The organism is Novosphingobium aquae (assembly GCF_037572715.1).
GTDB lineage: Bacteria > Pseudomonadota > Alphaproteobacteria > Sphingomonadales > Sphingomonadaceae > Novosphingobium > Novosphingobium aquae.
Genome location: NZ_JBBHJY010000001.1, coordinates 292446 through 315872 on the forward strand (window position 1 = coordinate 292446; position 23427 = coordinate 315872).

General features: G+C 64.2%; 19 protein-coding genes and 3 tRNA genes. 9 read left to right on the forward strand and 13 right to left on the reverse strand.

The window, feature by feature from the left end; all coding sequences use genetic code 11:
* The first annotated feature begins 59 nt into the window (after positions 1-59).
* The gene (locus tag WG900_RS01575) at positions 60-2210 is read left to right on the forward strand and encodes an RNA degradosome polyphosphate kinase (RefSeq protein WP_339965299.1); all 2151 of its coding nucleotides are present in this window, start codon (positions 60-62) and stop codon (positions 2208-2210) included.
* A 116-nt stretch (positions 2211-2326) separates the two neighbouring features.
* The gene (locus tag WG900_RS01580) at positions 2327-3682 is read left to right on the forward strand and encodes a Ppx/GppA phosphatase family protein (protein WP_339965301.1); all 1356 of its coding nucleotides are present in this window, start codon (positions 2327-2329) and stop codon (positions 3680-3682) included.
* Positions 3683-3737: 55 nt separating this feature from the next.
* On the opposite strand, the gene WG900_RS01585 is transcribed toward WG900_RS01580, so the two are convergent.
* The 4 genes from WG900_RS01585 to WG900_RS01600 form a co-directional block, all read right to left on the reverse strand.
* Positions 3738-3814: transfer RNA gene (locus tag WG900_RS01585), tRNA-Pro, on the reverse strand.
* 24 nt (positions 3815-3838) lie between these two features.
* Positions 3839-3915, reverse strand: a tRNA-Ile gene (locus tag WG900_RS01590).
* Positions 3916-3951: 36 nt separating this feature from the next.
* Positions 3952-4956 carry a polysaccharide deacetylase family protein gene (locus tag WG900_RS01595; RefSeq protein ID WP_417596680.1) on the reverse strand — a complete coding sequence of 335 codons (1005 nt, stop codon included), beginning with the start codon at positions 4954-4956 and terminating at the stop codon, positions 3952-3954.
* Positions 4957-5019: 63 nt separating this feature from the next.
* Complete coding sequence (locus WG900_RS01600; protein WP_339964197.1) at positions 5020-6672, reverse strand: histidine kinase dimerization/phospho-acceptor domain-containing protein; 1653 nt, start codon at positions 6670-6672, stop codon at positions 5020-5022.
* A 226-nt stretch (positions 6673-6898) separates the two neighbouring features.
* Between WG900_RS01600 and WG900_RS01605 the strand changes: the two genes are divergently transcribed.
* Entirely contained in the window at positions 6899-7363 is a 465-nt protein-coding gene (locus WG900_RS01605; protein ID WP_310530629.1) for an Lrp/AsnC family transcriptional regulator, read from the forward strand.
* Between the two features lie 22 nt (positions 7364-7385).
* Here WG900_RS01605 and WG900_RS01610 read toward each other — a convergent pair whose 3' ends face one another.
* Positions 7386-7871 carry a PilZ domain-containing protein gene (locus WG900_RS01610; RefSeq protein ID WP_339964200.1) on the reverse strand — a complete coding sequence of 162 codons (486 nt, stop codon included), beginning with the start codon at positions 7869-7871 and terminating at the stop codon, positions 7386-7388.
* Here WG900_RS01610 and WG900_RS01615 point away from each other — a divergent pair.
* Positions 7838-9226 carry an MFS transporter gene (locus WG900_RS01615; protein WP_339964201.1) on the forward strand — a complete coding sequence of 463 codons (1389 nt, stop codon included), beginning with the start codon at positions 7838-7840 and terminating at the stop codon, positions 9224-9226. The two genes, WG900_RS01610 and WG900_RS01615, sit on opposite strands and share 34 nt — an antisense overlap.
* Positions 9227-9366: 140 nt before the next feature.
* Here WG900_RS01615 and accC read toward each other — a convergent pair whose 3' ends face one another.
* From accC to WG900_RS01635, 4 genes are all read right to left on the reverse strand, one after another.
* Positions 9367-10716 carry an acetyl-CoA carboxylase biotin carboxylase subunit gene (gene accC / locus WG900_RS01620; protein WP_339964203.1) on the reverse strand — a complete coding sequence of 450 codons (1350 nt, stop codon included), beginning with the start codon at positions 10714-10716 and terminating at the stop codon, positions 9367-9369.
* 14 nt (positions 10717-10730) lie between these two features.
* Positions 10731-11216, reverse strand: coding sequence for an acetyl-CoA carboxylase biotin carboxyl carrier protein (gene accB, locus WG900_RS01625; RefSeq protein ID WP_339964205.1), 486 nt, complete (start codon positions 11214-11216; stop codon positions 10731-10733).
* 117 nt (positions 11217-11333) lie between these two features.
* Entirely contained in the window at positions 11334-11639 is a 306-nt protein-coding gene (locus WG900_RS01630; RefSeq protein ID WP_339964207.1) for a hypothetical protein, read from the reverse strand.
* Positions 11640-11713: 74 nt separating this feature from the next.
* Positions 11714-12127 (reverse strand): holin family protein, encoded by a 414-nt coding sequence (locus tag WG900_RS01635; RefSeq protein WP_339964209.1) that lies wholly within the window; start codon positions 12125-12127, stop codon positions 11714-11716.
* 87 nt (positions 12128-12214) lie between these two features.
* Here WG900_RS01635 and WG900_RS01640 point away from each other — a divergent pair, with 87 nt between their 5' ends.
* The gene (locus tag WG900_RS01640; protein WP_339964210.1) at positions 12215-13936 is read left to right on the forward strand and encodes a hypothetical protein; all 1722 of its coding nucleotides are present in this window, start codon (positions 12215-12217) and stop codon (positions 13934-13936) included.
* A 23-nt stretch (positions 13937-13959) separates the two neighbouring features.
* On the opposite strand, the gene WG900_RS01645 is transcribed toward WG900_RS01640, so the two are convergent.
* Positions 13960-14036: transfer RNA gene (locus WG900_RS01645), tRNA-Pro, on the reverse strand.
* Between the two features lie 278 nt (positions 14037-14314).
* Here WG900_RS01645 and yajC point away from each other — a divergent pair.
* The 3 genes from yajC to secF are packed head-to-tail and all read left to right on the forward strand — an operon-like array spanning position 14315 to position 17253.
* A complete protein-coding gene (yajC, locus tag WG900_RS01650; RefSeq protein WP_339964212.1) occupies positions 14315-14644 on the forward strand; it encodes a preprotein translocase subunit YajC in 330 nt (109 codons plus the stop codon).
* A 17-nt stretch (positions 14645-14661) separates the two neighbouring features.
* A complete protein-coding gene (secD, locus tag WG900_RS01655; RefSeq protein WP_339964213.1) occupies positions 14662-16263 on the forward strand; it encodes a protein translocase subunit SecD in 1602 nt (533 codons plus the stop codon).
* Between the two features lie 12 nt (positions 16264-16275).
* Positions 16276-17253 carry a protein translocase subunit SecF gene (gene secF, locus WG900_RS01660; RefSeq protein WP_339964214.1) on the forward strand — a complete coding sequence of 326 codons (978 nt, stop codon included), beginning with the start codon at positions 16276-16278 and terminating at the stop codon, positions 17251-17253.
* On the opposite strand, the gene WG900_RS01665 is transcribed toward secF, so the two are convergent.
* Positions 17250-18443, reverse strand: coding sequence for a glycosyltransferase (locus WG900_RS01665; RefSeq protein ID WP_339964215.1), 1194 nt, complete (start codon positions 18441-18443; stop codon positions 17250-17252). The genes secF and WG900_RS01665 overlap by 4 nt on opposite strands.
* Positions 18440-19012 (reverse strand): helix-turn-helix domain-containing protein, encoded by a 573-nt coding sequence (locus WG900_RS01670; protein ID WP_339964216.1) that lies wholly within the window; start codon positions 19010-19012, stop codon positions 18440-18442. Before WG900_RS01670 ends, WG900_RS01665 begins: the two co-directional genes overlap by 4 nt.
* 95 nt (positions 19013-19107) lie before the next feature.
* Between WG900_RS01670 and WG900_RS01675 the strand changes: the two genes are divergently transcribed.
* Positions 19108-21480, forward strand: coding sequence for a DUF885 family protein (locus tag WG900_RS01675; RefSeq protein WP_339964217.1), 2373 nt, complete (start codon positions 19108-19110; stop codon positions 21478-21480).
* Between the two features lie 151 nt (positions 21481-21631).
* On the opposite strand, the gene WG900_RS01680 is transcribed toward WG900_RS01675, so the two are convergent.
* Positions 21632-23416, reverse strand: a complete 1785-nt coding sequence (locus tag WG900_RS01680; protein WP_339964218.1) for an ABC-F family ATP-binding cassette domain-containing protein — start codon at positions 23414-23416, stop codon at positions 21632-21634.
* Between the last annotated feature and the right edge of the window lie 11 nt (positions 23417-23427).

Consider the following 23427-nt stretch of genomic DNA (forward strand, 5'->3'; position numbering starts at 1 on the left):
GTCTGTAACAAAGCGCGACCAACGGAAAGGATGGAATGTCAGTCGGGGCGGGCGTGAAGATGGAGGTTATCGATAGTGCCCAGCGGAAAGGCGTAGGCTTTTCGGCGAGCGAGCGCTATTTCAATCGTGAGCTGAGCTGGCTCTCGTTCAACCAGCGGGTGCTGTCCGAGGCCTGCAATCCTGACTATCCTCTGCTTGAGCGGCTGCGCTTCCTTTCCATCTCCGGCAGCAATCTCGACGAATTCATGGCGGTGCGCGTTGCCGGTCTGGCGGGGCAGGTGCGCCGCAAGATCGAAGAAGTGTCGATCGACGGATTCACGCCCTCGCAGCAGCTTGCCGCGGTCCGCGAGGCGGTGACCGAGCTTGAACTGGCCCAGCAGGATGTCTGGCGCGAATTGCGCGAACTGCTCGCCGGGAAAGGCATCGAACTGGCTGATGGCAAGCGGCTTGGCGCGGTTCATGCTCGGTGGCTTCGCGACTATTTCCTTGAACATGTCCTGCCGGTGATCACTCCGCAGGTCATCGATCCGGCGCACCCGTTTCCCTTCGTATCCAGCCAGGGCATGTGCATCCTGTTCCCGCTGGTCCGCCGCGATGATGGTTCGCCGGTGATGGAGATGATCCTGATCCCGTCGGCCCTGCCGCGCTTTGTCCGCATCCCCGGCGAAGGTACGGTCTACATCAGCATCGAGGAACTGATCGTCCGCAATGCCGCTCTGATCTTTCCCGGCTATCGCATTCTGGGGCACGGCGTATTCCGCGTGCTGCGTGACAGCGATCTCGAGGTTGAGGAAGACGCCGAGGACCTCGTCCGCCATTTCCGCTCGGCCATCCAGCGCCGCCGGCGCGGCTCGGTCATCCTGCTGCAATTGCAGGGCGATATTGACCCCGCCGCCGAGCAACTGCTGCGCGATCAGCTCAAGCTGGATCAAGCGATGGTGCTCAAGACCCGGGGACTGGTGGGCATTTCCGGGCTTTCCGCGCTGGTTGAGGAAGACCGGCCCGACTTGAAGTTCGAACCGTACAGCCCGCGTTACCCTGAGCGCATCCGCGAGCACGACGGAGATTGCTTCGCAGCGATCAGCGAAAAAGACATCATCATTCACCACCCCTATGAAACGTTTGAGGTGGTGGTCGATTTCCTGCGGCAGGCAGCGGCCGACCCCGATGTCGTCGCCATCAAGCAGACACTCTATCGCGCCGGCAAGCAGTCGGCGGTGATCGCCGCGCTGATCACAGCGGCCGAGGCCGGCAAGTCGGTGACCGCCGTGGTCGAGTTAAAGGCCCGCTTCGACGAGGAACAGAACCTCTTGTGGGCGAGCCAACTGGAACGCGCCGGCGTTCAGGTGATCTATGGCTTCGTTGATTGGAAAACCCACGCCAAGGTGTCGATGGTCGTGCGGCGCGAGGGCGATAGCTATCGCACGTTCTGCCACTTCGGCACCGGCAATTATCACCCGGTGACCGCGCGCACCTATACCGACCTTAGCTTCTTTACCGCCGATCCGCGCGCTAGCCGCGATGCCGGGCGGCTGTTCAACTTCATCACCGGCTATGTCGAACCGCCGCGCACTGAACTCCTGTCGATCTCGCCGATTGGCCTGCGCGAGAAGCTGTACGACTGCATCGACAAGGAGATCGAGAATGCCCGCAAGGGCAAGCCGGCGGCGATCTGGGCGAAGCTCAATTCGCTCACCGATCAGGGCCTGATTGACCGGCTCTATGCTGCAAGCCAGGCGGGGGTGGAGATTGACCTCGTGGTGCGCGGGATCTGCTGCCTGAAGCCGGGGGTTCCGGGACTGTCGGACAATATCGATGTGAAATCGATCATTGGCCGCTTTCTTGAACACAGCCGCATCTGGGCCTTTGCCTGCGGTGCGCGGCTGCCCAATGCGCGGGCCAAGGTGTTCATCTCGTCCGCCGACGGTATGACCCGCAATCTCGATCGCCGGGTCGAACTGCTGGTGCCAATCCGCAACCGCACGATCCACGATCAGGTGCTGGGCCAAGTCATGCTGGCCAACCTGCTCGATACCGAACAGAGCTGGTTGCTGGACAGCGACGGCCAGTATCAGCGCGTCGGCAAGGTCGAAAAACCGTTCAACCTGCATCGCTACTTCATGACCAATCCCTCGCTTTCCGGGCGCGGGGCGGCGCTTGAGAGTGGACGAAAAGTCCCCAAGCTTGCGCTTCGGCGCGAAACCGACTGAAGGTGCCGCCTAGCGCATGGTGAGAGGTCCAGAGTTTGGTCGAACGACAAGCAGTAATCGACATCGGATCGAACACCGTTCGCCTCGTGGTTTTCGGTGGGCCGCCCCGCGCGCCAGTGGTTTTGCATAATGAACGGGTGACCGCGCGACTTGGCAAAGACCTCGCGGAAAAGGGCGTGCTGTCTCAGTCGTCGATGAAGACCGCGCTCGCCGCACTCAGGCGGTTTGTCGTCCTGCTTTCGGCGCAAGGCAACTGCCGTGTCATCACGGTTGCCACGGCGGCGACGCGCGATGCCGGCAATGGGGCGCGATTCCTTCAGCAAGTCGCCGACCTCGGGCTGAACCCGCGCCAGATCTCTGGCGAGGAAGAGGCGCGGCTGAGCGCCAGCGGGGTTATCGGCGCATTCCCCGGCGCGCAGGGCGTTGTCGCTGATCTCGGCGGGGGCAGCCTCGAACTGGTGCGGATCAAGAACGGCAGCTGCAAACGCGCCGTCACCCTGCCGCTCGGCACGCTGCGCTTGCCGGCCCTGCTCGAAGGTGGGCAGTCGAAATTTTCCAAGCGTGTGTCCAAGACCATCGCCGATTCCGGATGGCAGGTGAAGGCGGACGAACCGATCTACCTCGTCGGCGGCACGTTCCGCGCCATTGCGCGCTACATGATGTTCCAGGCCGGATCGCCGTTCGATGATCCACATGGCTTCGAAGCCAGCCCAAGGGACACGCTGCTCGCCTGCCGCAGGCTGTGCCGTTCAGCCACTCCACCCGCCGTCCCCGGTGTTTCGCTGTCGCGGCTGGCCGGCGTGGCCGCAGCCGCCGCGCTGCTGGCTGCGCTGATCCGGTCTACCAAGTCGTCGCGCATCATCTTTTCCGCCTGGGGTCTGCGCGAAGGTCTGCTGGTCGATGGCTTCACGGCGAAAGTCAGGCAGCTGGACCCGCTCACGGAAGGCGTTGATGCGTTCGTGGAGTCGATGGGGGTTGATTGCCAATTGGTCGACCGTGTCCTTGACTGGATCGCCCCGCTGACGGCAGACGCGGGGACAAGCCCCCTGCTGCGGGCATCGGTCGCGCTATCCCTCGCCGCACGAAAGATCGAGCCCAATCTGCGCGCCTGCACGGTGCTCGACTGGGCGTTGCACAAGCGCTGGATCGGCATCGATGGTCCGCAAAGGGCCATGCTCGCAGCCTGTCTGGTCGCCGCCAGCAACCGCGCTTTGCCGGCGGCGGTCGCGGAGATCGCCCCGGTGGTCAAGTTGGCAGAGGCGATTGGCTGGGGCCTCGCTGTCCGGCTCTGCATCCGACTCACCAGCCTTGCGCCAGAACTGGTCGAAGCCTCGGCGCTTGTGCCTGCGGAAGGGAAGCTGTCGCTCAGGCTCACCGAGCGTGCCGCGCCCCTGGCAACCGAGCCCGTCCTGCGCGACCTGAAGCAATTGGCCGATCATTTCGAGTTGGTTATCGCAACGGTGGAATCCTGACGCCGCGCGCCGTGAATTCTGTAGAGCGCACTCAGTCACTCGAATTTGGGGAAATTGGTCGGGGAGACAGGATTCGAACCTGCGACATCTTGCTCCCAAAGCAAGCGCGCTACCAGACTGCGCCACTCCCCGACCTGGGGTATTTCTTTCCTGCGGTGGTGGGCCCGGCAGGACTCGAACCCGCGACCTAGCCGTTATGAGCGGCCAGCTCTAACCAACTGAGCTACAGGCCCAACCGCAGGTGCCGCGCGTTAGACGGCTGGCGGGGATTAGGCAAGCGCTGCTGCGTCCATGATTTCGCGGTTGCTGGTCGGGCGCACATTGCGGCTGGCCAGGTGGGCGAAAATGCGCCGCCACCAGTCATAGAGCGCATCGAGATCATCCTCGCTGCGCACGTAAGGCGTATAGCCGGTTCCAAGCGAAGGGCTATGGAACGAAAGCACGATTACCGGCAGGCCCAGGTCCAGGGCTATGTCCGCGCCGCGGATCGCTTCGCCGATCGATACGCCCTCGGGCGTCATCGGGATGCGCTCGAGCAGGCCGAAGCGCGACATGGCCCCGCGGATGCGCGGTGCGCGCCACAGGCGGGGGTAGAGCCAGCTGCCAGCTCCCCGCAGCGGGCCCCAGAACACCGTGGTCAGCGGCAGTTCCATCAGCGAGCGTTCCTCGTCGATCCACCACGGCTTCAGCGGCAGATCGCGGAAATTGGCGCCACCGGTGGCGCTGTAATCGAACAGGCTGCGCGCCGAAGTATCGATCGGCACGCCGAATTCCTTGAGCACGCGGTGCGTGTTCGGCCCCACGCCATAGCGGCCCGCGCGGTAGCTGAGCGGTGCGGCGCCAAGGTTGGCGGTGATCGCCTCGTACAGCCGGGCGAACTTCTCGCGCTCAAGCGTGGCGGGCAGGTTGCCAGAGAACGAATTGAATTCGCTCAGGTCTTCGTCAAACGGCGGGCTGACCCAAGGGTGGAGCTGCACGCCCACTTCGGCGCGGCCAGAGGCCAGTGGTTCGCGCAGGACTTCGGCGGCGCGGGGGCAGGTGGCGATGGGATAGTCGACGAGATAGACCGGGGCGACGGCTTGTCCCTCGCAGAACTCCTGAAACTTGGCGAGCAGCGGCACGTGCTTGAGGCCGTGGCTGGTGCGGTCAAGCGGGCGCCGCCAGTCGAACTCTTCTTCGGTGTCGACCGTGACAATGAACCGTTGCCCGAAGCCCGGCGCGAACTGCACCATGTCTTCGGCATCCGGCCTGTCCGTAATTCGCCTGTCGGCCAAGCCCCTGAACCTTCCCCGCTAGAACGCGATCACGTTCTGCATCTGCGCGCCCCGTCCCAAAGCTTAACCCGGCAATCCTTTACTTTCGGTATCTGCCGGCGCGGTCAAGTCACTTGTGGTCAGCGGCAGTTCCAGCCGCAGGCTGTCGCCCTGCCGTTCAAGCTTGCCACCGCCCGCCTTGGCCTCGTTCGCGGCGAGGCGCAGAGCGAAACCCGCGCCGAACATGCCGGCGCTGAGCGGGGTCGAGGAATTGGGTGCGGCGGCGTGGAAAATGTCGGACTGGTCGGCAAGTGCGCGAGGCAGGGCCAGAGTCAGGCTGGCGGTGCCGCCGGATGCGGTTAGCGACAGGGCCATGCGCTCGCTTGGCGCGGCGCTCGATGCCAAGGTGGCGAGCAGTCGCCACAGCAGCCGCTCCGCTTCTTCGCGCGCCATGCCAAGCGGCAGGGCGGGGGCGGGCGCATGGCTGACGAAAGCCGAATCGCGCGCCGCCATGTGCGGGGCCAGATGATCGGTGAGCGACTGCGCGACTTCACCCAGATCGCAAGCGCCCGGTTCCAGCGACATCGCCCCGGTGGCCAGCTTGGCCAGCCGCTCAAGATCGTCAAAGCCGGCGAGCATCCGCGCAGCATCGCCGGCGATGGCTGCGGCATGGGCGCGGTATTCGTGCGGGGTGGGGCCGAACAGCTGCTGCTGGATGACCTCGGCGAATCCCTGAATCGCGTTGATCGGCGTACGCAGCTCGTGGATCAGCTGGCGCAGGCGATCCGCCTCGCTGCCTTGGGCGCTTTCAGGCGCCATTTCGGGCGGGCAGGGACGGCGGAGGCGCCCTTCATAGCCAGTGAAGCGGCCGCGCTGGTCAAAGCGGGCCTGAGCGTCGACGCGCCATTCCCCGGCGATAGCAGTGCTGCCCTCTATATGGAGCGTTTCGCCGCTGATTGGCACGCGCCTGGCGAACCTAGCCGTGATCGCCGGAAATCCTTGCGCGGCGGCTGAACGATCGCGCGAAAACAGCGCGAGCCCGATCACGGCGGGCGCGGCACCGGCTTCGGCCCAGTCGATCCGGCCGCTTTCATCGCAAGTGAAGGCAACGGCGGCGAGCGGCTGGCTTGGCCCGGCTTCAACCGGTTCGCTATCGCGGGCCGTGTGGCGAGCACGATAGGCCTCGATCCGGCGGACGATCGCGCCGATGCCTTCTTCGCTTTCGGGCGTGCCGCTTTCGACTTTGGCCTTGCGAGCAGGCTGCGTGTCATTCGCCGGGTGGCGACTGGCGCGGCCAGCGGGAGGCAGGGCATGGCGGGCAATACCGAGCCGGTCGAGCAGGCCTTCGACCCGCGTGCCAAGGTCGTCGCGCTGGCGCAGCAGCGGCCGCACCTGTGCCGGCAGCGCGGGAATCAGGTCAAGCCATTCGTCCTCGCCAAGCTGCGCGGCGCTGAGTGCAGCATCGGCAATCTGGGGTTCGGCGCGGGCCAGTTCGGCGACCAGCCGGGGCGAGCGCAGGCGCAGGCCGGCTTCGGCCACGGCGGAGGCACGGTCCGCGGCGGGGATCGCTTGCGACAGTTCGGCCAGTTTCACCCAGGCCGCATCGATCACTTCTCCGCGCGCATCGCTGGGCAGAGTGCCCAGCAGATCGACCAGTTGGCGGAACTGGGTGCGCGCGCTCGTCTCCCCGCCCGCGCGGGTGCGCAAGACTGTGTGGAGACGATCATCGATCTGCATGGCGTTCAGAAGCACTTCCAGGCCCCGGCTGATGGAGGGGCTACATACTTGTTAATACGTGCTAGCAGGATTGCGCGCGGGAAAAAGCGCTGTGGACAACTGCGTCACAAACCGGGACAATTGCTTAACTAAACAATAATATTGCCAATCGTTGCTCCAAACGGCAGGTTAATTTCCGACTCAGAGTCGGCTGTAATACGCCGGGGGCATATCAGAAGGCAGGGCAATGGCTAATCTCGACCAGATCGACCGGCGGCTGCTTGCCGAATTGCAGGACGAAGGACGCATCACCAACGTGGAGCTGGCCAACCGCGTCGGCCTCACCGCGCCGCCATGCCTGCGCCGCGTGCGCGCGCTGGAAGACGAAGGCGTGATCCGCGGCTATCATGCCGACCTCGATGCATCGAAGCTGGGTTTCGCGATCACCGTTTTCGCCATGGTCAGTCTGAAGAGCCAGGCGGAAGATTCGCTCCGCCAGTTTGAGGATGCGATGCGGGCGCTGCCCGAAGTGCGCGAATGCCATATGCTCAATGGTGAGATTGATTTCATTCTCAAGATCGTCAGCCGCGACCTGCAAAGCTTTCAGGAATTGCTGACCAGCAAGCTGACCCCGGCGCCGAACGTGGCCAGCGTCAAGACATCGCTGACCATCCGCACTGCCAAGCACGTGCCGGGCGTACCGCTGGAATAACGGCAGGCCCTGGCGGCAGAGGTCAGATCTGCCGCTTCAACATGCGCCGGTCGATCACGGGTTCGACCTTGCGGCCTTCCATCAGGTTGTCGAACGTCGCTTCGTGCAGCGGGTTGTCAAATTCGCAGCCGATGATGAAGCCGTCGGCCCACGATACCCGCGCCGAAATCGGGGCGAGGCCGGGCAGGGCAATCCAGAAGGTGTCTTTCATATTGAGCGGCTGAATCAGGCTGAGCCGCGCGCCGTGGCGCGACAGGTCGATCAGACGAACTCGCATCCGGCGCCCGTTCCGCCCGAATTGCACCTGCGCCTGCAAGTACTTGCGCGCAGACCGCCGCCGTCCGACGCGGTCGTCATCGCTGTGACCTGAATGGCCAGAGTGGGGCGGAGCTATGTCCATGTCGCCAGAATAGAGCGACAATCGGTTTTTCGCGTCAACATGCATGGTTGATAGGTTGTTACCGAAATTTCCGATTGCAGGCTGGCAAGTGCGGCGCGATGTCGGCATGGTCGGGCTGCGACGTGCAAGGCGGCACGCCGGCTGAGGGGGAATACCGGGTGACGGCAAAGGGCGGCAGCGAACTGCAATCGGCGATCAGCAAGGCCGGCTGGCGCATCATTCCGCTGCTCAGCGTGGGCTACCTGTTCGCCTATATCGACCGGGTCAACGTGTCCTTCGCCTCGACGCAGATGAACATCGACCTTGGCTTCTCCGCCACGGTTTATGGCCTTGGCGCGGGGCTGTTCTACCTTGCCTATGCGATGGTTGAGATCCCCTCGAACGTGCTGCTCATGCGCTTCGGTGCGCGGCGGTGGCTGGCGCGGATCATGATCATGTGGGGGCTGCTGGCCATTTCCATGATGTTCGTGAAGACGCCGACGCAGTTCTACACAGTGCGATTCCTGCTCGGCCTGTCGGAAGCCGGGTTCTTCCCCGGGGTGATGTATTACCTGTCGACCTGGTTCCCGACGAAGCAGCGCGGCAAGGCGATGGGGCTGTTCTATGTGGCGAACCCGCTCGCGGTCTTCGTCATGGGCTTCATTTCAAAGCCTCTGTTGGCGATGGACGGGCTCTATGACCTGCGCGGCTGGCAGTGGATGTTCCTGATCGAGGGCATTCCGCCGGTGCTGATCGGCCTCGCCGTGCTGGCGTTTCTGCCCGACCGCCCGGACGAGGTGAAATGGCTGAGCGAGGGCGAGCGTGAAAGCCTGCGCGTTGCCGTGGCCGAACACCCACAAAAGCATGAGGACCACTCCGCTGGCGGTATGCTTGCCGTGCTGGCGGACAAGCGCGTTCTGTTGCTCACCGCGATCTACCTGCTGACGCTGGCGGCAGGCACGACCTTCATCCTCTCTGCCCCGGCCATCCTGATGGAGCGCACCGGTTGGGACATCGGCCATGTTGGCTGGCTGATCAGCGCTGGAGGGCTGACGGCGGCGGCCTTCATGCTGATCGGCGGATGGATTACCGACCACCGGGGGGAGCGGTACACCGTGCTCTATGTTGCGCTCGGCTTCGACGTGATCGGCTACCTGATGATTGCAGCAGCACCCTCGGCATGGATGGTCGCAGCGGGGCTGATCCTTAGCCAGATCGGCCGCGGCGCGCACTCTACCGCGCAGGTTGCGCTCTGGGCCGACGTGCTGAAAGACCGCCGCATGGCCATCGGCGCAGCGGCAATCAGCTCGGTCGCCAACCTCGGCGTCTGGCTGTTGCCGATCGGCTTCGGCATGGCGAAGGACGCGACCGGGGGTTATACCTTCGGCCTATGGGCCTTCCCGGTGATGCACGTGCTGGCGATCGTCGCGACAGTGGTGCTGATGCGGATGGTGCGGATGAAGAAGGCCGGTACCGCGGCTTAGGCACGAGGCGTACGAAAAGTCGTCATCCCGGCGTAGGCCGGGACGCAGCGCGACAAGAAAGTCGACGCTTTGCGGCGGTATTTTATTTGAGCCGGGTGCCGGCTTTCGCCGGGATGACGGCAAACGAGAGCGACTGGGTGTTACCCATCCCGCCGCGCCAGCCACTCTTCCAGCCACTTGATCGTATAGGCGCCGTCGATGAAGTCCGGCTCCTTCATCAGCGCCTGATGCAGCGGGATCGAGGTCTTTACCCCGCCAATCACCATTTCCTCCAGCGCGCGCTTCAGGCGCATAATGCAGCCTTCGCGGGTGCGGCCCTTGACGATCAGCTTGGCGATCATCGAGTCATAATAGGGCGGAATGCGGTATCCGGCGTAGAGTCCGGAATCGACGCGCACGTTCATACCGCCCGCCGCGTGGTACATGTCCACCAGCCCGGGTGAGGGCGTGAAGTTCCACGGGTCTTCGGCGTTGACGCGGCATTCGATGGCGTGGCCGGAAAACTCGATGTCTTCCTGTTTAACTGACAGTGGCTTGCCATCGGCGATGCGGATCTGTTCGCGGACCAGATCAAGGCCGGTGATCGCCTCGGTCACCGGGTGTTCGACCTGCAGGCGGGTGTTCATTTCGATGAAATAGAACTCGCCGTTTTCCCAGAGGAACTCGATCGTGCCCGCGCCGCGATAGTGCATGTCGGCCATGGCCTTGGCGACGATGCCGCCCATGCGTTCGCGCTCTGCCGGGCTGATGACGGGCGAGGGCGCTTCTTCCAGCACCTTCTGGTGGCGGCGTTGCAGCGAACAGTCACGCTCACCCAGATGGATGGCATTGCCTTCGCCGTCGCCGAACACCTGGAATTCGATGTGGCGCGGATTGCCGAGGTATTTCTCGATATAGACGGTGGCATCGCCGAACGCGGCCTTGGCTTCGCTACCGGCCTGCTGGATCAGCGTTTCCAGTTCGTCGGGGCCGTTGCACACTTTCATGCCGCGGCCGCCGCCGCCAGATGCCGCCTTGATGATCACCGGATAGCCGGCGGCTTCGGCAATCGCCTTGGCCTCGGTAATGTCGCTGACCGCGCCGTCGGAGCCCGGGACCAGCGGCAGGCCGAGCGCGCCGGCGGTGCGCTTGGCCTCGATCTTGTCACCCATGGTGCGGATATGTTCGGGCTTTGGCCCGACCCAGGTGATGCCGTGCGTCTCGACGATCTCGGCGAATTGGGCGTTTTCCGAAAGGAAGCCATAGCCGGGATGGATCGCATCGGCGTGAGTCACCTCGGCAGCGGAGATGATCGCCGCGACATTGAGGTAGCTGTCGCGCGCGGCCGGCGGCCCGATGCAGACGGCATGGTCGGCCAGCCGCACGTGCATGGCATCGGCATCGGCGGTGGAGTGCACCGCCACCGTTTCGATCCCCATTTCATGCGCGGCGCGGTGGATGCGCAGCGCGATTTCGCCGCGGTTGGCGATTAGCAGGCGGGTGATGGGCATCTTGCGTCGGTGCCTTACGAGATCACGAGCAGCGGCTGATCGTATTCGACCGGCTGGCCGCTTTCGATCAGGATCGCGGATACGGTGCCGGCCTTGGTCGCAGTAATCGGGTTCATCACCTTCATGGCCTCGATGATCAGCAGTGTATCGCCGACCTTCACCTGGCTGCCGACCGAAACGAAGTTCGGCGCGCCGGGCTCAGGCGTGAGATAGGCGGTGCCGACCATCGGGCTTTTCAGCGCGTCGACCAGGGCAGCAGCCGGTGCGGCCTCAACGGCGGGGGCGGCGGGAACCGGTGCCGGAGCGGCGGCAGGTGCCGGCGCGGCGACAAATGCGCTGGCCGCCGTGGCGGCGCGCGAAACCTTGATCTTGCGATCGCCGTCCTCGACCTCGATTTCGGTGAGGCCGGTATCTGCCAGCATTTCCGCCAGTTCGCGGACCAATGCGGTATCGATGTTCATGCCGTTCTGGCGCTTAACCGCGCCCTTTTCCTCGCCCATGAAGGGACCCCTGCAGATTTGTGACTGCAACCGCCCTATCGCTCCTGCGATGCGGCTGGCAAGGGTCAATGCACCTTTTGCGGGTGAATTTCCCGCCAAAGTGCTGATGTCGGGGGATTAGCCTTCGGGCGCCGCGGCCGCGTTGTCGTTAAGAGCCGAGTCGGGATCTTGCTGTGCCCGGTCGACATCCTCCTCGGCATCGGAAGGCGGATCCTGCGTCATCGTCGTGCCGCTGTACGCCGAAGCCTTTTTGGCAGCTGCCTCTGCCGCCTTCTGGGCGGCTTCGGCCCGTGCGGCGGCCTGTTCGGCCCGGGCGAGCTTTTCTTCCAACTCCCCGGCGCGTTTGGAACCGCAGCCGGAGAGAAGGACGAGAGCGCAGCCCATCAGGGCCGAGCGAATGAGAAGAGACGGGCGTGTGCGCATCGTTTCCTGCAAAATGGAGGCTTGTGGCCAGTGCCTTAGCGCAGGGATGGTTTACCCTTTCCTAACGATACAGTTCAGCGGTCCACGCCGGAGATCTTGCCCCACTGGCGGGCCGCCGTATATCCCAGATACCCTGTGCCGAAGAGGGCGTAGAGCGGCTCCGGCAGTCCGCCGAGATAGGCGTTCATACCCTGCGCGATCGAGGTTACCGCTTCGGGCCGGAAGGCCGCGATCAGTCCCATCGGCAGCGCCCATAGGATCATCACATACATCTCATAGAGGAAGCTGGGGCGCGCACGGCTGGTCCACGGATCGTGCGAAATGGCCTCGGCAACGATGGCGGAAAGCCGCGTCTGCAGCATTTCCATGTCCTGCGTGCCCTGCCGCTTGATCAGCTCAAGCTTGGCTGCATCGCGTGCCTTCGGATCGGGAATTATCTTGTCGATGATATAGGTGATCGGGCCAAGCAGCGAATCGAGTAGTGCCATGTTTGGTTCTCCAAAAAGCCGGTAGATAACCAAATCGGTTCATGCAGGAAAATCGGTCCTGTTGACGCGGGCACCGAAGCTGCAACAATGGTCGGCAGGTTCGGCGCGAAGCCGGAAGCGAGGTGTGCAATCGCAGCGTTGAAGGCGATATTTAGCTGGTTTGGGCGGCAATTGCTGCTGCTCGCGCTCATCGTAGGCGCGCTGATGCTGCATGCGTGGTGGGTTGACAGGGGCGGGGGCTCGCTCACCGATAGTACCTATCGCAATCGCGCGGCCGAGGCCGGTGCCGCCATTGCCGAAGTCGATGCGCGAACAAGGCAGGCGGCTGCAGAATTGCAGGAATTGGCCGCGCGCTCAGCCGTAGCCGGCGTCGGAGTGCTGGTCGGGCAGAAAGCAGAGGCACAACGGCGTCTCCAGGCGCTCGAGGCAGCCGAACCTTCATCGCTTGAAGAGACGCGCTGGGCGGCGACCGGGGATGTGCCGGCGCTGCGAGGCGAAGCGATCCGCCGGCTCAACATCGAACGGCTCAAGCGCGAGATCGAATTCTATTCAGCCACGATAGATCTGGCCAACGACCCGGGCGGTGTCTGGGCGGAGCTTAGAAATGCCGAGGCGCGGCTTGGACAGATGTCTGCAATTGCCAACCAGCGCTGCCAGGCGGCGACCGAAGCGCAGCAACGGCTGGATGCGTTCGGCACCCAGGGCAATGCGCTTTTCCGGGGGTTCCGCCGCCTGTTTGGCGAGGAAGCAAGGCTCAAGCGCGAGGCCGCTTCGGCGCAGGATGCCTGCTACGCCGCGATCAAGGAGCGCGACGCGGCGGTGCGGGCATTGGCGGACGCACGGGAGGCAGTGCGCAAGGGGCAACTCGCGATAAATACCCAGATCGACGCGGCAACCGGCGATTTGGAAGCGATCCGGAAACAGGATGAGCCCCCGGGCCAATCGCAGTTGGCGGAATACCTCCGCACTGCGCTGCTCGTCCTTCTCGGCATCATCGTCACCCCCTGGCTGATCCGTGCGTTCCTCTATTACGTCGTTGCCCCCGCTTCCGAGCGCCGCGCGACAATCCGCATCGACCTGCCCGACATGAAGGTTGCTCCGGTGGCCCGTTCCAGCGCCTCGCGCATATCGCTGCCGGTGGTAATCGGCGCGGCTGAGGAGCTGCTGATTCGGCAGGACTACCTCCAGACCAGCTCGCAAACGGCAGACAAGGCGACGTGCTGGCTGCTCGATTTTCGGCATCCCTTGTCGAGCTTCGCCAGCGGGCTGTTTTTCCTTACCCGGGTGCGCGGCGAGGGCGAGGCGACGACCGTTTCTGCCGTGCGCGATCCCTTTGCCGAACTGGCCGAGATCGAGCTGCCTTCAGGCGCCGCCTGCGTCCTCCACCCGCGCGCGTTAGTCGCCGTGGTCCAGCCGTTCGGCGCGCCGATGCGGATCACCAGCCACTGGCGACTGTTTTCGCTGGGCGCCTGGCTGACGCTGCAACTTCGTTTCCTCGCATTTCACGGACCCTGCCGGCTGATCGTCAAGGGAACGCGCGGCGTGCGGCTGGAGCCGGCGCAGAAGGGGCGGATTTTTGGGCAGGACCAACTGGTCGGCTTCAGCGCCGACCTCGCCTACTCGGTGGCGCGGACCGAGACGTTCTGGCCTTATCTGTTCGGACGCGAGTCGCTGTTCAAGGACAAGGTGCAGGCTGGCGGGGGGCTGCTGATCATTGAGGAGGCGCCATTGTCGGGCCGGAATGGTGCTGGCGGCAGCAAAGGCCTTGAAGGCCTGCTCGACGCCGGGTTCAAGGTATTCGGACTATAGAGATTCTCTACAATTTGGAAAATTGGTCGGGACGAGAGGATTCGAACCTCCGACCCCCACACCCCCAGTGTGATGCGCTACCAGGCTGCGCTACGTCCCGACCGGTTCCAGACAAGCGGACAAGGCGTCCGCTGCGGAGAGCGCGCCTATAGGCATGGTGCCCGGCGGATGCAAGGCTGATACTGGCGGCGATGCAAGAGGCACACGGCTGCCTTTTTCCTGCACGCGTTTCTTGCATGTGGGGGGCTTGCGGCGCGCGTTGCCCTTTACCATCTTTGCTGCTAACCCGCGCGCCACCAAGGGTCCGGTGGTGTCACGGGTGCGATGCATGGCTTCGCGGGGCAGCAGGACCGTCTGAAAAGAAAGAAATCTCCTCCAATGAGCAGCGCAACCCTTTCGCTCCTGGCTGCCGGCGCGGCAGCTTCCAGCCCTCCCGCCTGGACCAGCTTCCTGCCGCTGGTGTTCATGTTCCTGATCTTCTGGTTCCTGATCCTGCGTCCGCAGATGCGCGCACAGAAGGCGCTGCGCGAAAAGATCGCGAGCATCAAGAAGGGCGATCAGGTCGTCACTGGTGGCGGTTTCATTGGCAAGGTGCTGAAAGTCGATGACAATTACGTTGAGCTCGAACTTGGCCAGGGCGTCAAGGTCAAGGCGGTCCGCTCGACCATCGCCGATATCGTGCCGCCCCCCGGCGCAGCAAACGATTGATCGGCGGTACCTGAAAGATGCTCGAATTTTCGCGCTGGAAACAGATCTTCTATTGGGGTCTGACAGCGATCCTGATCGCCGCGGCCCTGCCGTCGATGGCCAATCTGGCGAACCTCGATTGGCCCAAGGCGCTGCCAAGCCCGAAGATCAATCTCGGTCTCGACCTTGCCGGCGGTAGCCACATCCTGCTTGAGGCGGATGCCGATCAGGTCCGCCGCCAGCGGCTCGACAACATGGAGGAGGACGTCCAGAACCGCCTCCGCCGCGCCGATCCGCAGATCCGTATCGGGGACATTTCCACCCGTGACGGCAATGTGAATTTCCTGCTCGCAGAAGCATCGCAAGTCGACAAGGCGCGCGCCCAGATCGAGCCGCTGCTTAACAGCAATGCTGCCGGGACGCGCGAATGGGACTTCCAGGTGGTCGAAGGCAACCGCATCGTCCTGACCCCGACCAAGAGCGGCATCGATACGGCCATCGGTCAGGCCATGGACACGGCTGTCGAAGTCGTTCGCAAGCGCATCGACGCGCTGGGTACGCGCGAACCGACGATCATCCGTCAGGGCGCGGATCGCATTGTCGTGCAGGTTCCGGGCCTAAAGGATCCTGCCGCGCTGAAAAGCCAACTCGGCCAGACCGCCAAGCTCGAATTCAAGCTGGTCGATCAGACCGCGCTGGGTGACGATCTTGCCAAGGGCATTGCCCCTCCGGGCAGCCAGTTCGTGCCTTATGCGGATCCTTCCAAGTTCGGTTCGCCCGGCATCGCGGTGAAGCGTTACGGCGGCATTAAGGGTGATCAGCTGACCAACGCGGTCCAGTCGAATGACCAGCAGACCAACGAAGCGGTCGTATCGATCACGTTCGACCAGCAAGGCGGCGCCAAGTTCGCCAAGCTGACCAGCGAGAACGTCAACAAGCCATTCGCCATCATTCTCGATGGCAAGGTGCTGTCCGCCCCGAACATCAATGAGCCGATCCTTGGTGGCTCAGCGCAGATTTCCGGCGGGTTCACCGTAGAAGGCGCGAACCAGCTGGCAATCAACCTGCGTTCGGGCGCTCTGCCGGTCGACCTCAAGGTGGTTGAGGAACGCACCGTCGGGCCTGACCTTGGCGCCGAATCGATCCGCAAGGGCCTGATCGCTTTCATGGTCGGCACGGCTGCGCTGATGGCCTTCATGATCGCCACTTACGGCCGCTTCGGCATCTATGCCTGCGTCGGCCTCATCGTGAATACGCTGATGATCCTTGGGGTGATGGCCGTTGCCAACACCACGCTGACGCTGCCCGGTATCGCCGGCTTCGTGCTCACCATTGGTGCGGCGGTCGACGCCAACGTGCTGATCAATGAACGCATCCGTGAAGAACGGGCGAGGGGCAGGCGAGTCATCCAGGCCATCGAAACCGGCTACAAGGAAGCCAGTCGCGCGATTTTCGACGCCAATATGACCAATGTGATTGCCGCCGTGCTGATGGCCTATTTCGGCACGGGCCCGATTCGCGGCTTCGCCATCGTGCTGCTGATCGGCATCGTCACCTCGGTGTTCACCGCCGTCACGCTGACCCGCATGTGGGTCGCTGGCTGGGTTCGCAAAGCGCGGCCCGCGGACCTGAATCTGTAAGGAACGGCCAAGATGAAACTCCTCAAGCTCGTTCCCGACAACACCAACATCCACTTCCTGCGCTGGCGGGTGCCGTTCTACGTCATCTCCATGCTGCTGATGGCGGCAAGCCTGTTCCTGGTCTTCACCAAGGGCCTGAACATGGGCGTCGATTTCATCGGCGGGCAGATGATCCGCACCACCTTCACCCAGTCAGCCGCCGCACCGGTAGATTCGCTGCGTGAAGAGGTGGCCAAGCTCGGCTACGGAGAACCGACGATCCAGGAATTCGGCAAGCCGAACGAAGTGTCGATCCGGATGAAGCTGCCCGAAGGTTCGGAAGCGGACCCGGCGCTCGCCGATGCCATGTCGAAGAAGATCACTGCGGCCATCAAGGCTGCGCACCCCGATGCGCGGATCGACGGTGTCGATTCGGTATCTGGCAAGGTGTCAAAGGAGCTCGGCTGGATCGCATTCCAGGCACTCGGCCTTGCTGCGCTGGCGGTGGCGGCCTATATCTGGTTCCGCTTCGAATGGCAGTTCGGTGTGGGCGCCTTGTTCGCGCTCGCCCACGACGTGACGCTGACGCTGGGCCTGTTCGCGCTGACTCAGATGGAGTTCGATCTTAACATCGTCGCCGCCCTGCTGACGCTGATCGGCTATTCGCTGAACGATACGATCGTGGTCTATGACCGCATTCGTGAGAACCTGAAAAAGTATCGCAAGATGCCGATTCCGGAACTGCTCGACCTGTCTGTCAACGAAACGCTGTCACGCACGATCGTGACTTCGCTTTCGGTGCTGATCACGCTGCTGGCGCTGCTACTTCTGGGGCCGAACGTGATCTTCGGCTTCACCGCCGCGATCACGCTGGGTATCTTCGTCGGCACCTACAGCTCGATCTATATGGCTGCGCCGATCCTGATCTGGCTGAAGGTCACGCCGACCAGCTTTGTTCAGCAGGAAACCGCGCTGGACAAGCAGGAACGACTGGCCCGCGAGCAGGGTTAACCCGCAGCAATCCGCCGGTAATGCGCGGCGATCTGGGCGGCATTTGCCTCCCAGCTGAACCGCGCGGCGTTGGCCGCGACTGCTGCCTGCGTTGGGGGATGGGCCAGCAGTTCGGCCAGGGCTCCGGCGATGGCCGCGGGATTTCGCGCTGCCAGCCGTCCGGCCGAGGGATCGCAAACCACTTCGCGCGCGCCGCCGACATCGGGGATGACGATTGGAGTGCCGCAAGCGAGCGCCTCGACCCAGGCATTGGCCAGCCCTTCGCGTTCTGACGGCAGGACCATGGCGTCGGCGGCGGACAGCAGCAGGGCCAGCTTGTCCGGCGCGACGGACCCGGCGAAGATCACCCGGTTGCCAACGCCCAGTTCCGCCGCCTTCATTGCAAGGGCTGCGCTTTCTGGGCCATGGCCGGCAATCACCAGACGCGCTTTGGGCAGGCCTAACAAGGCCTCGATGGCGAGCGCCTGACCTTTCAGCGGTATCAGGTTGCCCACCGCAACGAAAAGCGGCCCTCCTGCGCTGATGCCCAGCCCGGCATCTGCCGCGATTGCCTCTCTGGCCTCGCCGCGCGGGACGGGCTTGAACCAGCTGTGGTCCAGCCCGGTGTAATGCACCTCGATGCGGTCACTTGGCATGCCGAGCGCGATCATGTCGGCCCGCAGCGCTGCGGAAACGGCGCGCATTCCGGCGGCTTGCTGTGCGGCGGCAAGGATCTGCGGACGCGCGGCGCGGTCCTGGCCCCACAAGTGGACATCGGAACCGCGCGCCGTGATCGACAGTGGCAGGCCGAGTTCTTCGGCGATCCGCGCAGCGGCGGGGCCTTCGGGAAAAAAGAACTGCGCATCGACCAGATCGAAAGGCCGATCGGCATGGAGACGGCGCGCCAAAGGCAGTACGGCGCGGGCGATCAGCGCCGGGTTCCAGCGCGTACTAATTGCCGGAACGTTGTTGAAGGGAACGTAATGGACCGGAAACGCGGCGGTCTTGTCCGTCGGCTGGGCAAAATGCTCCAGCGAAGGTGCGCGCAGCAGCGACAGCGGCCAGAGCGGCCGGGCAATCGGGCAAATCAGCTCAAGTTCCACGTCCCCCCGCGCCGCAAGGGCTTCAAACTGCCGCGCCACGAACAGACCGAAACCGGGACGGGCGGCACTGGGAAACAGCGTCGAGATCGACAGGACGCGGCAGGTCACAGTTTGCGTACCAGCATTTCCGCCGCCGCCAGCCAAGCTGCGTTATCGACAACGACTTGCCGCTGGCCGGCGCCCGGGGGGAACAGGGCAATGCGCCGCCCGTCGCGGTCAATCATCCGGCCAAAGGCAAAGCGGCCGCCGGGGCGCGGCACCAGCACGTCGCGGTTGATACAGCGCGGCCAGTTCGCCTCGTCCACCTGTCGGAACCAGATCTGGTCACCGCTGCGGTATTCGCCGCAGGATGCCTCTACCGCCATGGCCATGAGCAGACCCTCCGCGCCCAGCGCGGTCGGCAGGATCGCATCGCGCGGTGCGTGCAGTGCTTCGGCGCCCTGTTCGCCAAGCCGGGCGATGACTTGCGGCTGTGCGGATTGCTCGGCACGCACCAGCAATTCGGGATCGACGCCCAGTGCAGCGGCAATGCGGTTCATCCAGGTCAGCGATAATTGCCGCATCCCGGTTTCGAGCCGGCCGATGGTCTGTGCCGTGGTCGCGGGACGGCAACGCTCAGCCACTTCGGCGAGGGTCAGGCCCTTTTCGCGGCGAATGTCACGGATGCGGTTGATCATGGCGGCTCGCACTATAACCAGATTGGTTTTCCTCTTTCCTACCACCAATCGCATTTGGCAAGCGTTCCCCTCAGCGACTCTGAGGAGAACCGATCATGCAACGCAGCCTTGTCGAACGTGAACTGACCAGCGAAGGCCCGTCGCCCAAGGCACCGCGCCGGGGCGGGCGCAGCGTAACGGTGAACCTTGCCGAAAGCCCGCTGACATGGCTGCATTCGCGCGGCCACCTCAGCGACGGGCTGTTTGCGGCGGGCGAATTGCTGCGCGCCGACTGGGAGCGCGCGCGGCTTTCGCAGGGGCTGACCATGCGCTGGGATGCCGTGCGCATCAAGGGCGGGCAGGACAGTGGCCTGACGCTGAATGAGCGCCAGATCGCCGCCAAGCAGCGCTTCGACGGCGCATTTGTGGCGGCGGGCCCGGGGCTGGAAGACGTGCTGTGGCGCGTGGTCTGCGCCGGGGAAACGCTGCCGATCGCCGAAAAGGCGCTCGACTGGCCGGTGCGCAACGGCAAGCTGGTGCTTAAGATCGCGCTGGAGCGGGTCGCGGACTTTTATCGCATCGCCAAAAGGCGCACCGGGTTCGACGAACAGCTTGGAGACCGGCCCACGGGTATGCCATCACACCGCGCAGAACATTCCCGCGCGAAAGGTCAACCCATGGAACGCCGCCATTTCCTCGCTGGTGCGAGTGCATCGACAATCCTGTTGGCCAGCGCATCGAGCGCACTGGCGGCGGCCAAGCCTAGTAATGCCGATGCGCGGCTCAAGGCGCTGCTCGACAAGCTGTTCAATTCCAACGTCGATAACAGCCCGACCACCGCGACTCAGCTCGCGCTCGACAAAGGGGCGCGTGCTACCCTGCGCAGCCGGCTCGATGATAACAGCAAGGCGGGGCGCGCCCGTTCTGACGCGCGTGATCGCGCAGGGCTGGCCTCGCTGCGCAGCTTCAACAGCGCCGGACTTTCGGAGCAGGGCAAACTTCATCTCGCCAATGCGCTGTATCTTAATGAGCGGGCGGTGGTGCCGCAGAAGTTCGGGCTACGATCGGTGCAGCGGCCCTATGTGATCGCGCAGAACGGCGGCGCCTATTTCAGCATTCCCGATTTCCTCGGCAGCGTGCATCCGGTGGAATCTGCGGTGGACGGTAAGGCCTACCTGAGCCGCCTCGCCGCCTTTGCGACCGCGCTGGACAACGATACGGCGCTGCAAACGTCGGAAGCGGCGCGCGGCTATGTCGCACCGGGCTGGTCGCTCGATCTGGCGCTGGGTCAGATGCGCAAGCTGCGCCAGCCGGCGGCAGAGGCCAATACCTTGACCCGCTCGCTGGCCGACCGGGCAAAGGCCAAGGGCATAGCCGGCAACTGGTCTGCCGATGCCGCCGCGATTGTCGAAAAGAGCGTCTACCCGGCGCTCGACCGGCAGATCGCGCTGGTCGAACGGCTGCGCAAGACGACGCCTGCTGGTGATGGCTTCTGGCGGCTCCCGCGCGGCGCAGAACTCTATGCCGAAGCGCTGGCCAGTGCGACGACGACCAACATGACACCGGATGAAGTCCACGCCATCGGGCTGGAGCAGGTCGCCGATCTGACTGCACGGCTGGAGGTGATCCTCAGGGGCGCGGGGCTGACGACAGGATCGGTCGGCGACCGGCTGACGGCGCTCAATGCGCGGGCCGATCAGGTTTACCCGAACACCGATGCCGGGCGGAAGGAGCTGATCGACGGGCTCAACGCCGGGGTCGAGGCGATGTGGGCGCGGTTGCCGCAGGCGTTCAACGATGTGCCGCGCAAGCCGCTCGAGATCCGGCGCGTGCCGGCGGAAATCCAGGACGGTGCCTCCAACGGTTATTACTACCGCGCGCCGATGGATGGCTCGCGCCCGGCGATCTACTGGATCAATCTCAAGGACACGGCGGACTGGCCCAAGTACCAGCTGCCCTCGCTGACCTATCACGAAGGCCTGCCGGGCCATCACTTGCAGCTGTCCTACGTCAATGCGGCGGGGGCATTGCCGGACTATCTGCGCAACGTATTCATCTCAGCCTACGGCGAAGGCTGGGCGCTGTATTCCGAACAGCTTGCGGACGAACTGGGCGCCTATTCGGGCATCGAGAGCGCCGGATACCTGCAGAGCTTCCTCTTCCGCGCGGCGCGGCTGGTGGTCGATACCGGGCTTCACCACAAGCGCTGGAGCCGCGAGAAGGCGGCGGACTATCTCGTCGCCACGACCGGCTTCGCGCGCGGGCGCGGGCTGCGTGAGGTGGAGCGCTATTGCACCTCTGGCGGGCAGGCGTGCTCGTACAAGATCGGCCACAACAAGTGGCTGGAACTGCGCGCGCGGGCGCAGGCGGCGCTGGGTGACAAGTTCACCCTGCCGTGGTTCCACGACGTTCTGCGCGAAGGCATCATGCCGCTGTCACTGCTCGAACAGCGGGTGAATGAACGAATTGCGGCGCGGCTGAAGGGGTAAAAAGGACCCCTCCGTCAACGCTTCGCGCTGCCACCTCCCCATTTGTGCTGCGCAAAAATGGAGAGGATCGAAAGGGCTCAAGATCCTCTCCATTTTCACGAAGAGCAAATCGGGAGGGGGACCGCCGACGCAGTCGGTGGTGGAGGGGTACTCAGCCCTCGACCAGTTCCGCCAGTTCGAGCCAGCGTTCCTCCGCCGCGTCCTTTTCGGCGCGGGCGGTGTCTATGGCCTTGGTCAGCGCGGCGAATCTGGCCGGATCGCGAGTGTAGAGCGCCGGGTCGGCTAGCAGGGCTTCATCGCGGGCGATCTGCGCGGACAGTTCCTCGACACGCGCTGGCAGCAGTTCGTAATCGCGCTGGTCCTTGTAGGTCAGCTTGGCCTTTTGCGGCTTGGACGGAGCGGCGGCGGGGGCGGGTTCTGCCGACTTGGCGGCCTTCACGGGCGCAGCCGTGGGCTTCTGACGCTGCTTCTGCCAGTCGGCATAACCGCCAGCGACGATATCGACCTTGCCCGAGCCATCGAGGCCGAGTGTCACCGTGACCGTGCGGTCAAGGAAGTCGCGGTCGTGGCTGACGATCAGCACGGTGCCGTCGTAATCGGCGATCACTTCCTGCAGCAGGTCGAGCGTTTCGAGGTCGAGGTCGTTGGTCGGCTCGTCGAGCACCAGCAGGTTCGAAAACCGGGCAAATTCGCGCGCCAGCAGCAGGCGCGAACGTTCGCCGCCCGATAGGGTGCCGACGCGGGCGTCGACGAGGTCGGGATCGAACAGGAAGTCCTTGAGGTAGCCCTGCACATGCTTGCGCACGCCGCGCACGTCGACCCAGTCGCCGCCTTCGGCCAGCACGTCGCGCAGTTTCTTTTCCGGTGATAGCAGGCTGCGCTGTTGGTCGATCATCACGCCCGACAGCGTCTTGGCGAGGGTGATCTTGCCTTCGTCAGGCTCGAGTTCGCCGGTCAAAAGCTTGAGCAGCGTGGTCTTGCCCGCGCCGTTCGATCCGACAATGCCGATGCGGTCCCCGCGCTGGATGCGCAGGCTGAAATCCTTGATGATCGGGCGGTCGCCGAACCATTTGCTGACCTTGTCGGCGGTGATTACCGATTTGGTCTTCACGCCGTCGCTGGCCAGCTGCATCTTGGCGATACCTTGCGGCGAAAGCATCGCCGCCCGCTGGGCGCGCATTTCGTAGAGCTTGGCGAGGCGGCCCTGGTTGCGTTTGCGCCGCGCGGTTACGCCGCGCGCCAGCCAGTGCGCCTCGATCTTGAGCTGCGCGTCCATCTTGGCGGCAACGCGGGCCTCTTCGGCAAAGACCTCGTCTTCCCAAGCCTCGTAGCCGCCGAAACCGACGTCCTTGCGCCGCAGGATCGTGCGCTCGATCCACCAGGTCGACCGGGTGAGGCGGGTGAGGAAGGTGCGGTCGTGGCTGATCACCACGAAGGCGCCCTTGAAGCGGTTGAGCCAGGACTCCAGCCAGTCGATTGCTGCCAGATCGAGGTGGTTGGTCGGTTCATCCAGAAGCAGCAGGTGGGGGTCCTGAGCCAAAGCGCGGGCGAGGGCGGCACGGCGTCGCTCACCTCCGCTGGCGCTCTCCGCCGGGCGGTCCATGTCGATGCCAAGCTGGCCCGCGATCGATTCCACCTCATGCCGGGGCGGGGCGTCTGGACCTGACAGCGCAAAGTCCATCAGCGTGTCGAACCCCGTAAAAAACGGGTCCTGTTCCAGCATGACAATGTTGAGCCCGGGACGCTGCGAGCGTGTGCCCTTGTCCGCCTCGATCTTGCCGGCGATCAGCTTGAGCAGGGTGGTCTTGCCCGCACCGTTGCGCCCGATCAGCGCCAGCCGGTCGCGATCGCCGATGGTGAGGTCAAGGTCGCTGAACAGCCAGCCGGAGCCTTGATGCAGGCTCAGGCCTTCGTAGGAGAGGATCGGTGCTGCCATGATGGGCGCGC

Coding starts and splice junctions, on each gene's coding strand:
- WG900_RS01575 (WP_339965299.1), top strand. CDS start 60: ATGGAGGTTATCGATAGTGCCCAGCGGAAAGGCGTAGGCTTTTCGGCG.
- WG900_RS01600 (WP_339964197.1), bottom strand. CDS start 6,672: ATGCAGATCGATGATCGTCTCCACACAGTCTTGCGCACCCGCGCGGGC.
- WG900_RS01605 (WP_310530629.1), top strand. CDS start 6,899: ATGGCTAATCTCGACCAGATCGACCGGCGGCTGCTTGCCGAATTGCAG.
- WG900_RS01610 (WP_339964200.1), bottom strand. CDS start 7,871: ATGCCGACATCGCGCCGCACTTGCCAGCCTGCAATCGGAAATTTCGGT.
- accC (WP_339964203.1), bottom strand. CDS start 10,716: ATGCCCATCACCCGCCTGCTAATCGCCAACCGCGGCGAAATCGCGCTG.
- accB (WP_339964205.1), bottom strand. CDS start 11,216: ATGGGCGAGGAAAAGGGCGCGGTTAAGCGCCAGAACGGCATGAACATC.
- WG900_RS01630 (WP_339964207.1), bottom strand. CDS start 11,639: ATGCGCACACGCCCGTCTCTTCTCATTCGCTCGGCCCTGATGGGCTGC.
- WG900_RS01635 (WP_339964209.1), bottom strand. CDS start 12,127: ATGGCACTACTCGATTCGCTGCTTGGCCCGATCACCTATATCATCGAC.
- WG900_RS01640 (WP_339964210.1), top strand. CDS start 12,215: ATGGTCGGCAGGTTCGGCGCGAAGCCGGAAGCGAGGTGTGCAATCGCA.
- yajC (WP_339964212.1), top strand. CDS start 14,315: ATGAGCAGCGCAACCCTTTCGCTCCTGGCTGCCGGCGCGGCAGCTTCC.
- secD (WP_339964213.1), top strand. CDS start 14,662: ATGCTCGAATTTTCGCGCTGGAAACAGATCTTCTATTGGGGTCTGACA.
- secF (WP_339964214.1), top strand. CDS start 16,276: ATGAAACTCCTCAAGCTCGTTCCCGACAACACCAACATCCACTTCCTG.
- WG900_RS01670 (WP_339964216.1), bottom strand. CDS start 19,012: ATGATCAACCGCATCCGTGACATTCGCCGCGAAAAGGGCCTGACCCTC.
- WG900_RS01675 (WP_339964217.1), top strand. CDS start 19,108: ATGCAACGCAGCCTTGTCGAACGTGAACTGACCAGCGAAGGCCCGTCG.
- WG900_RS01680 (WP_339964218.1), bottom strand. CDS start 23,416: ATGGCAGCACCGATCCTCTCCTACGAAGGCCTGAGCCTGCATCAAGGC.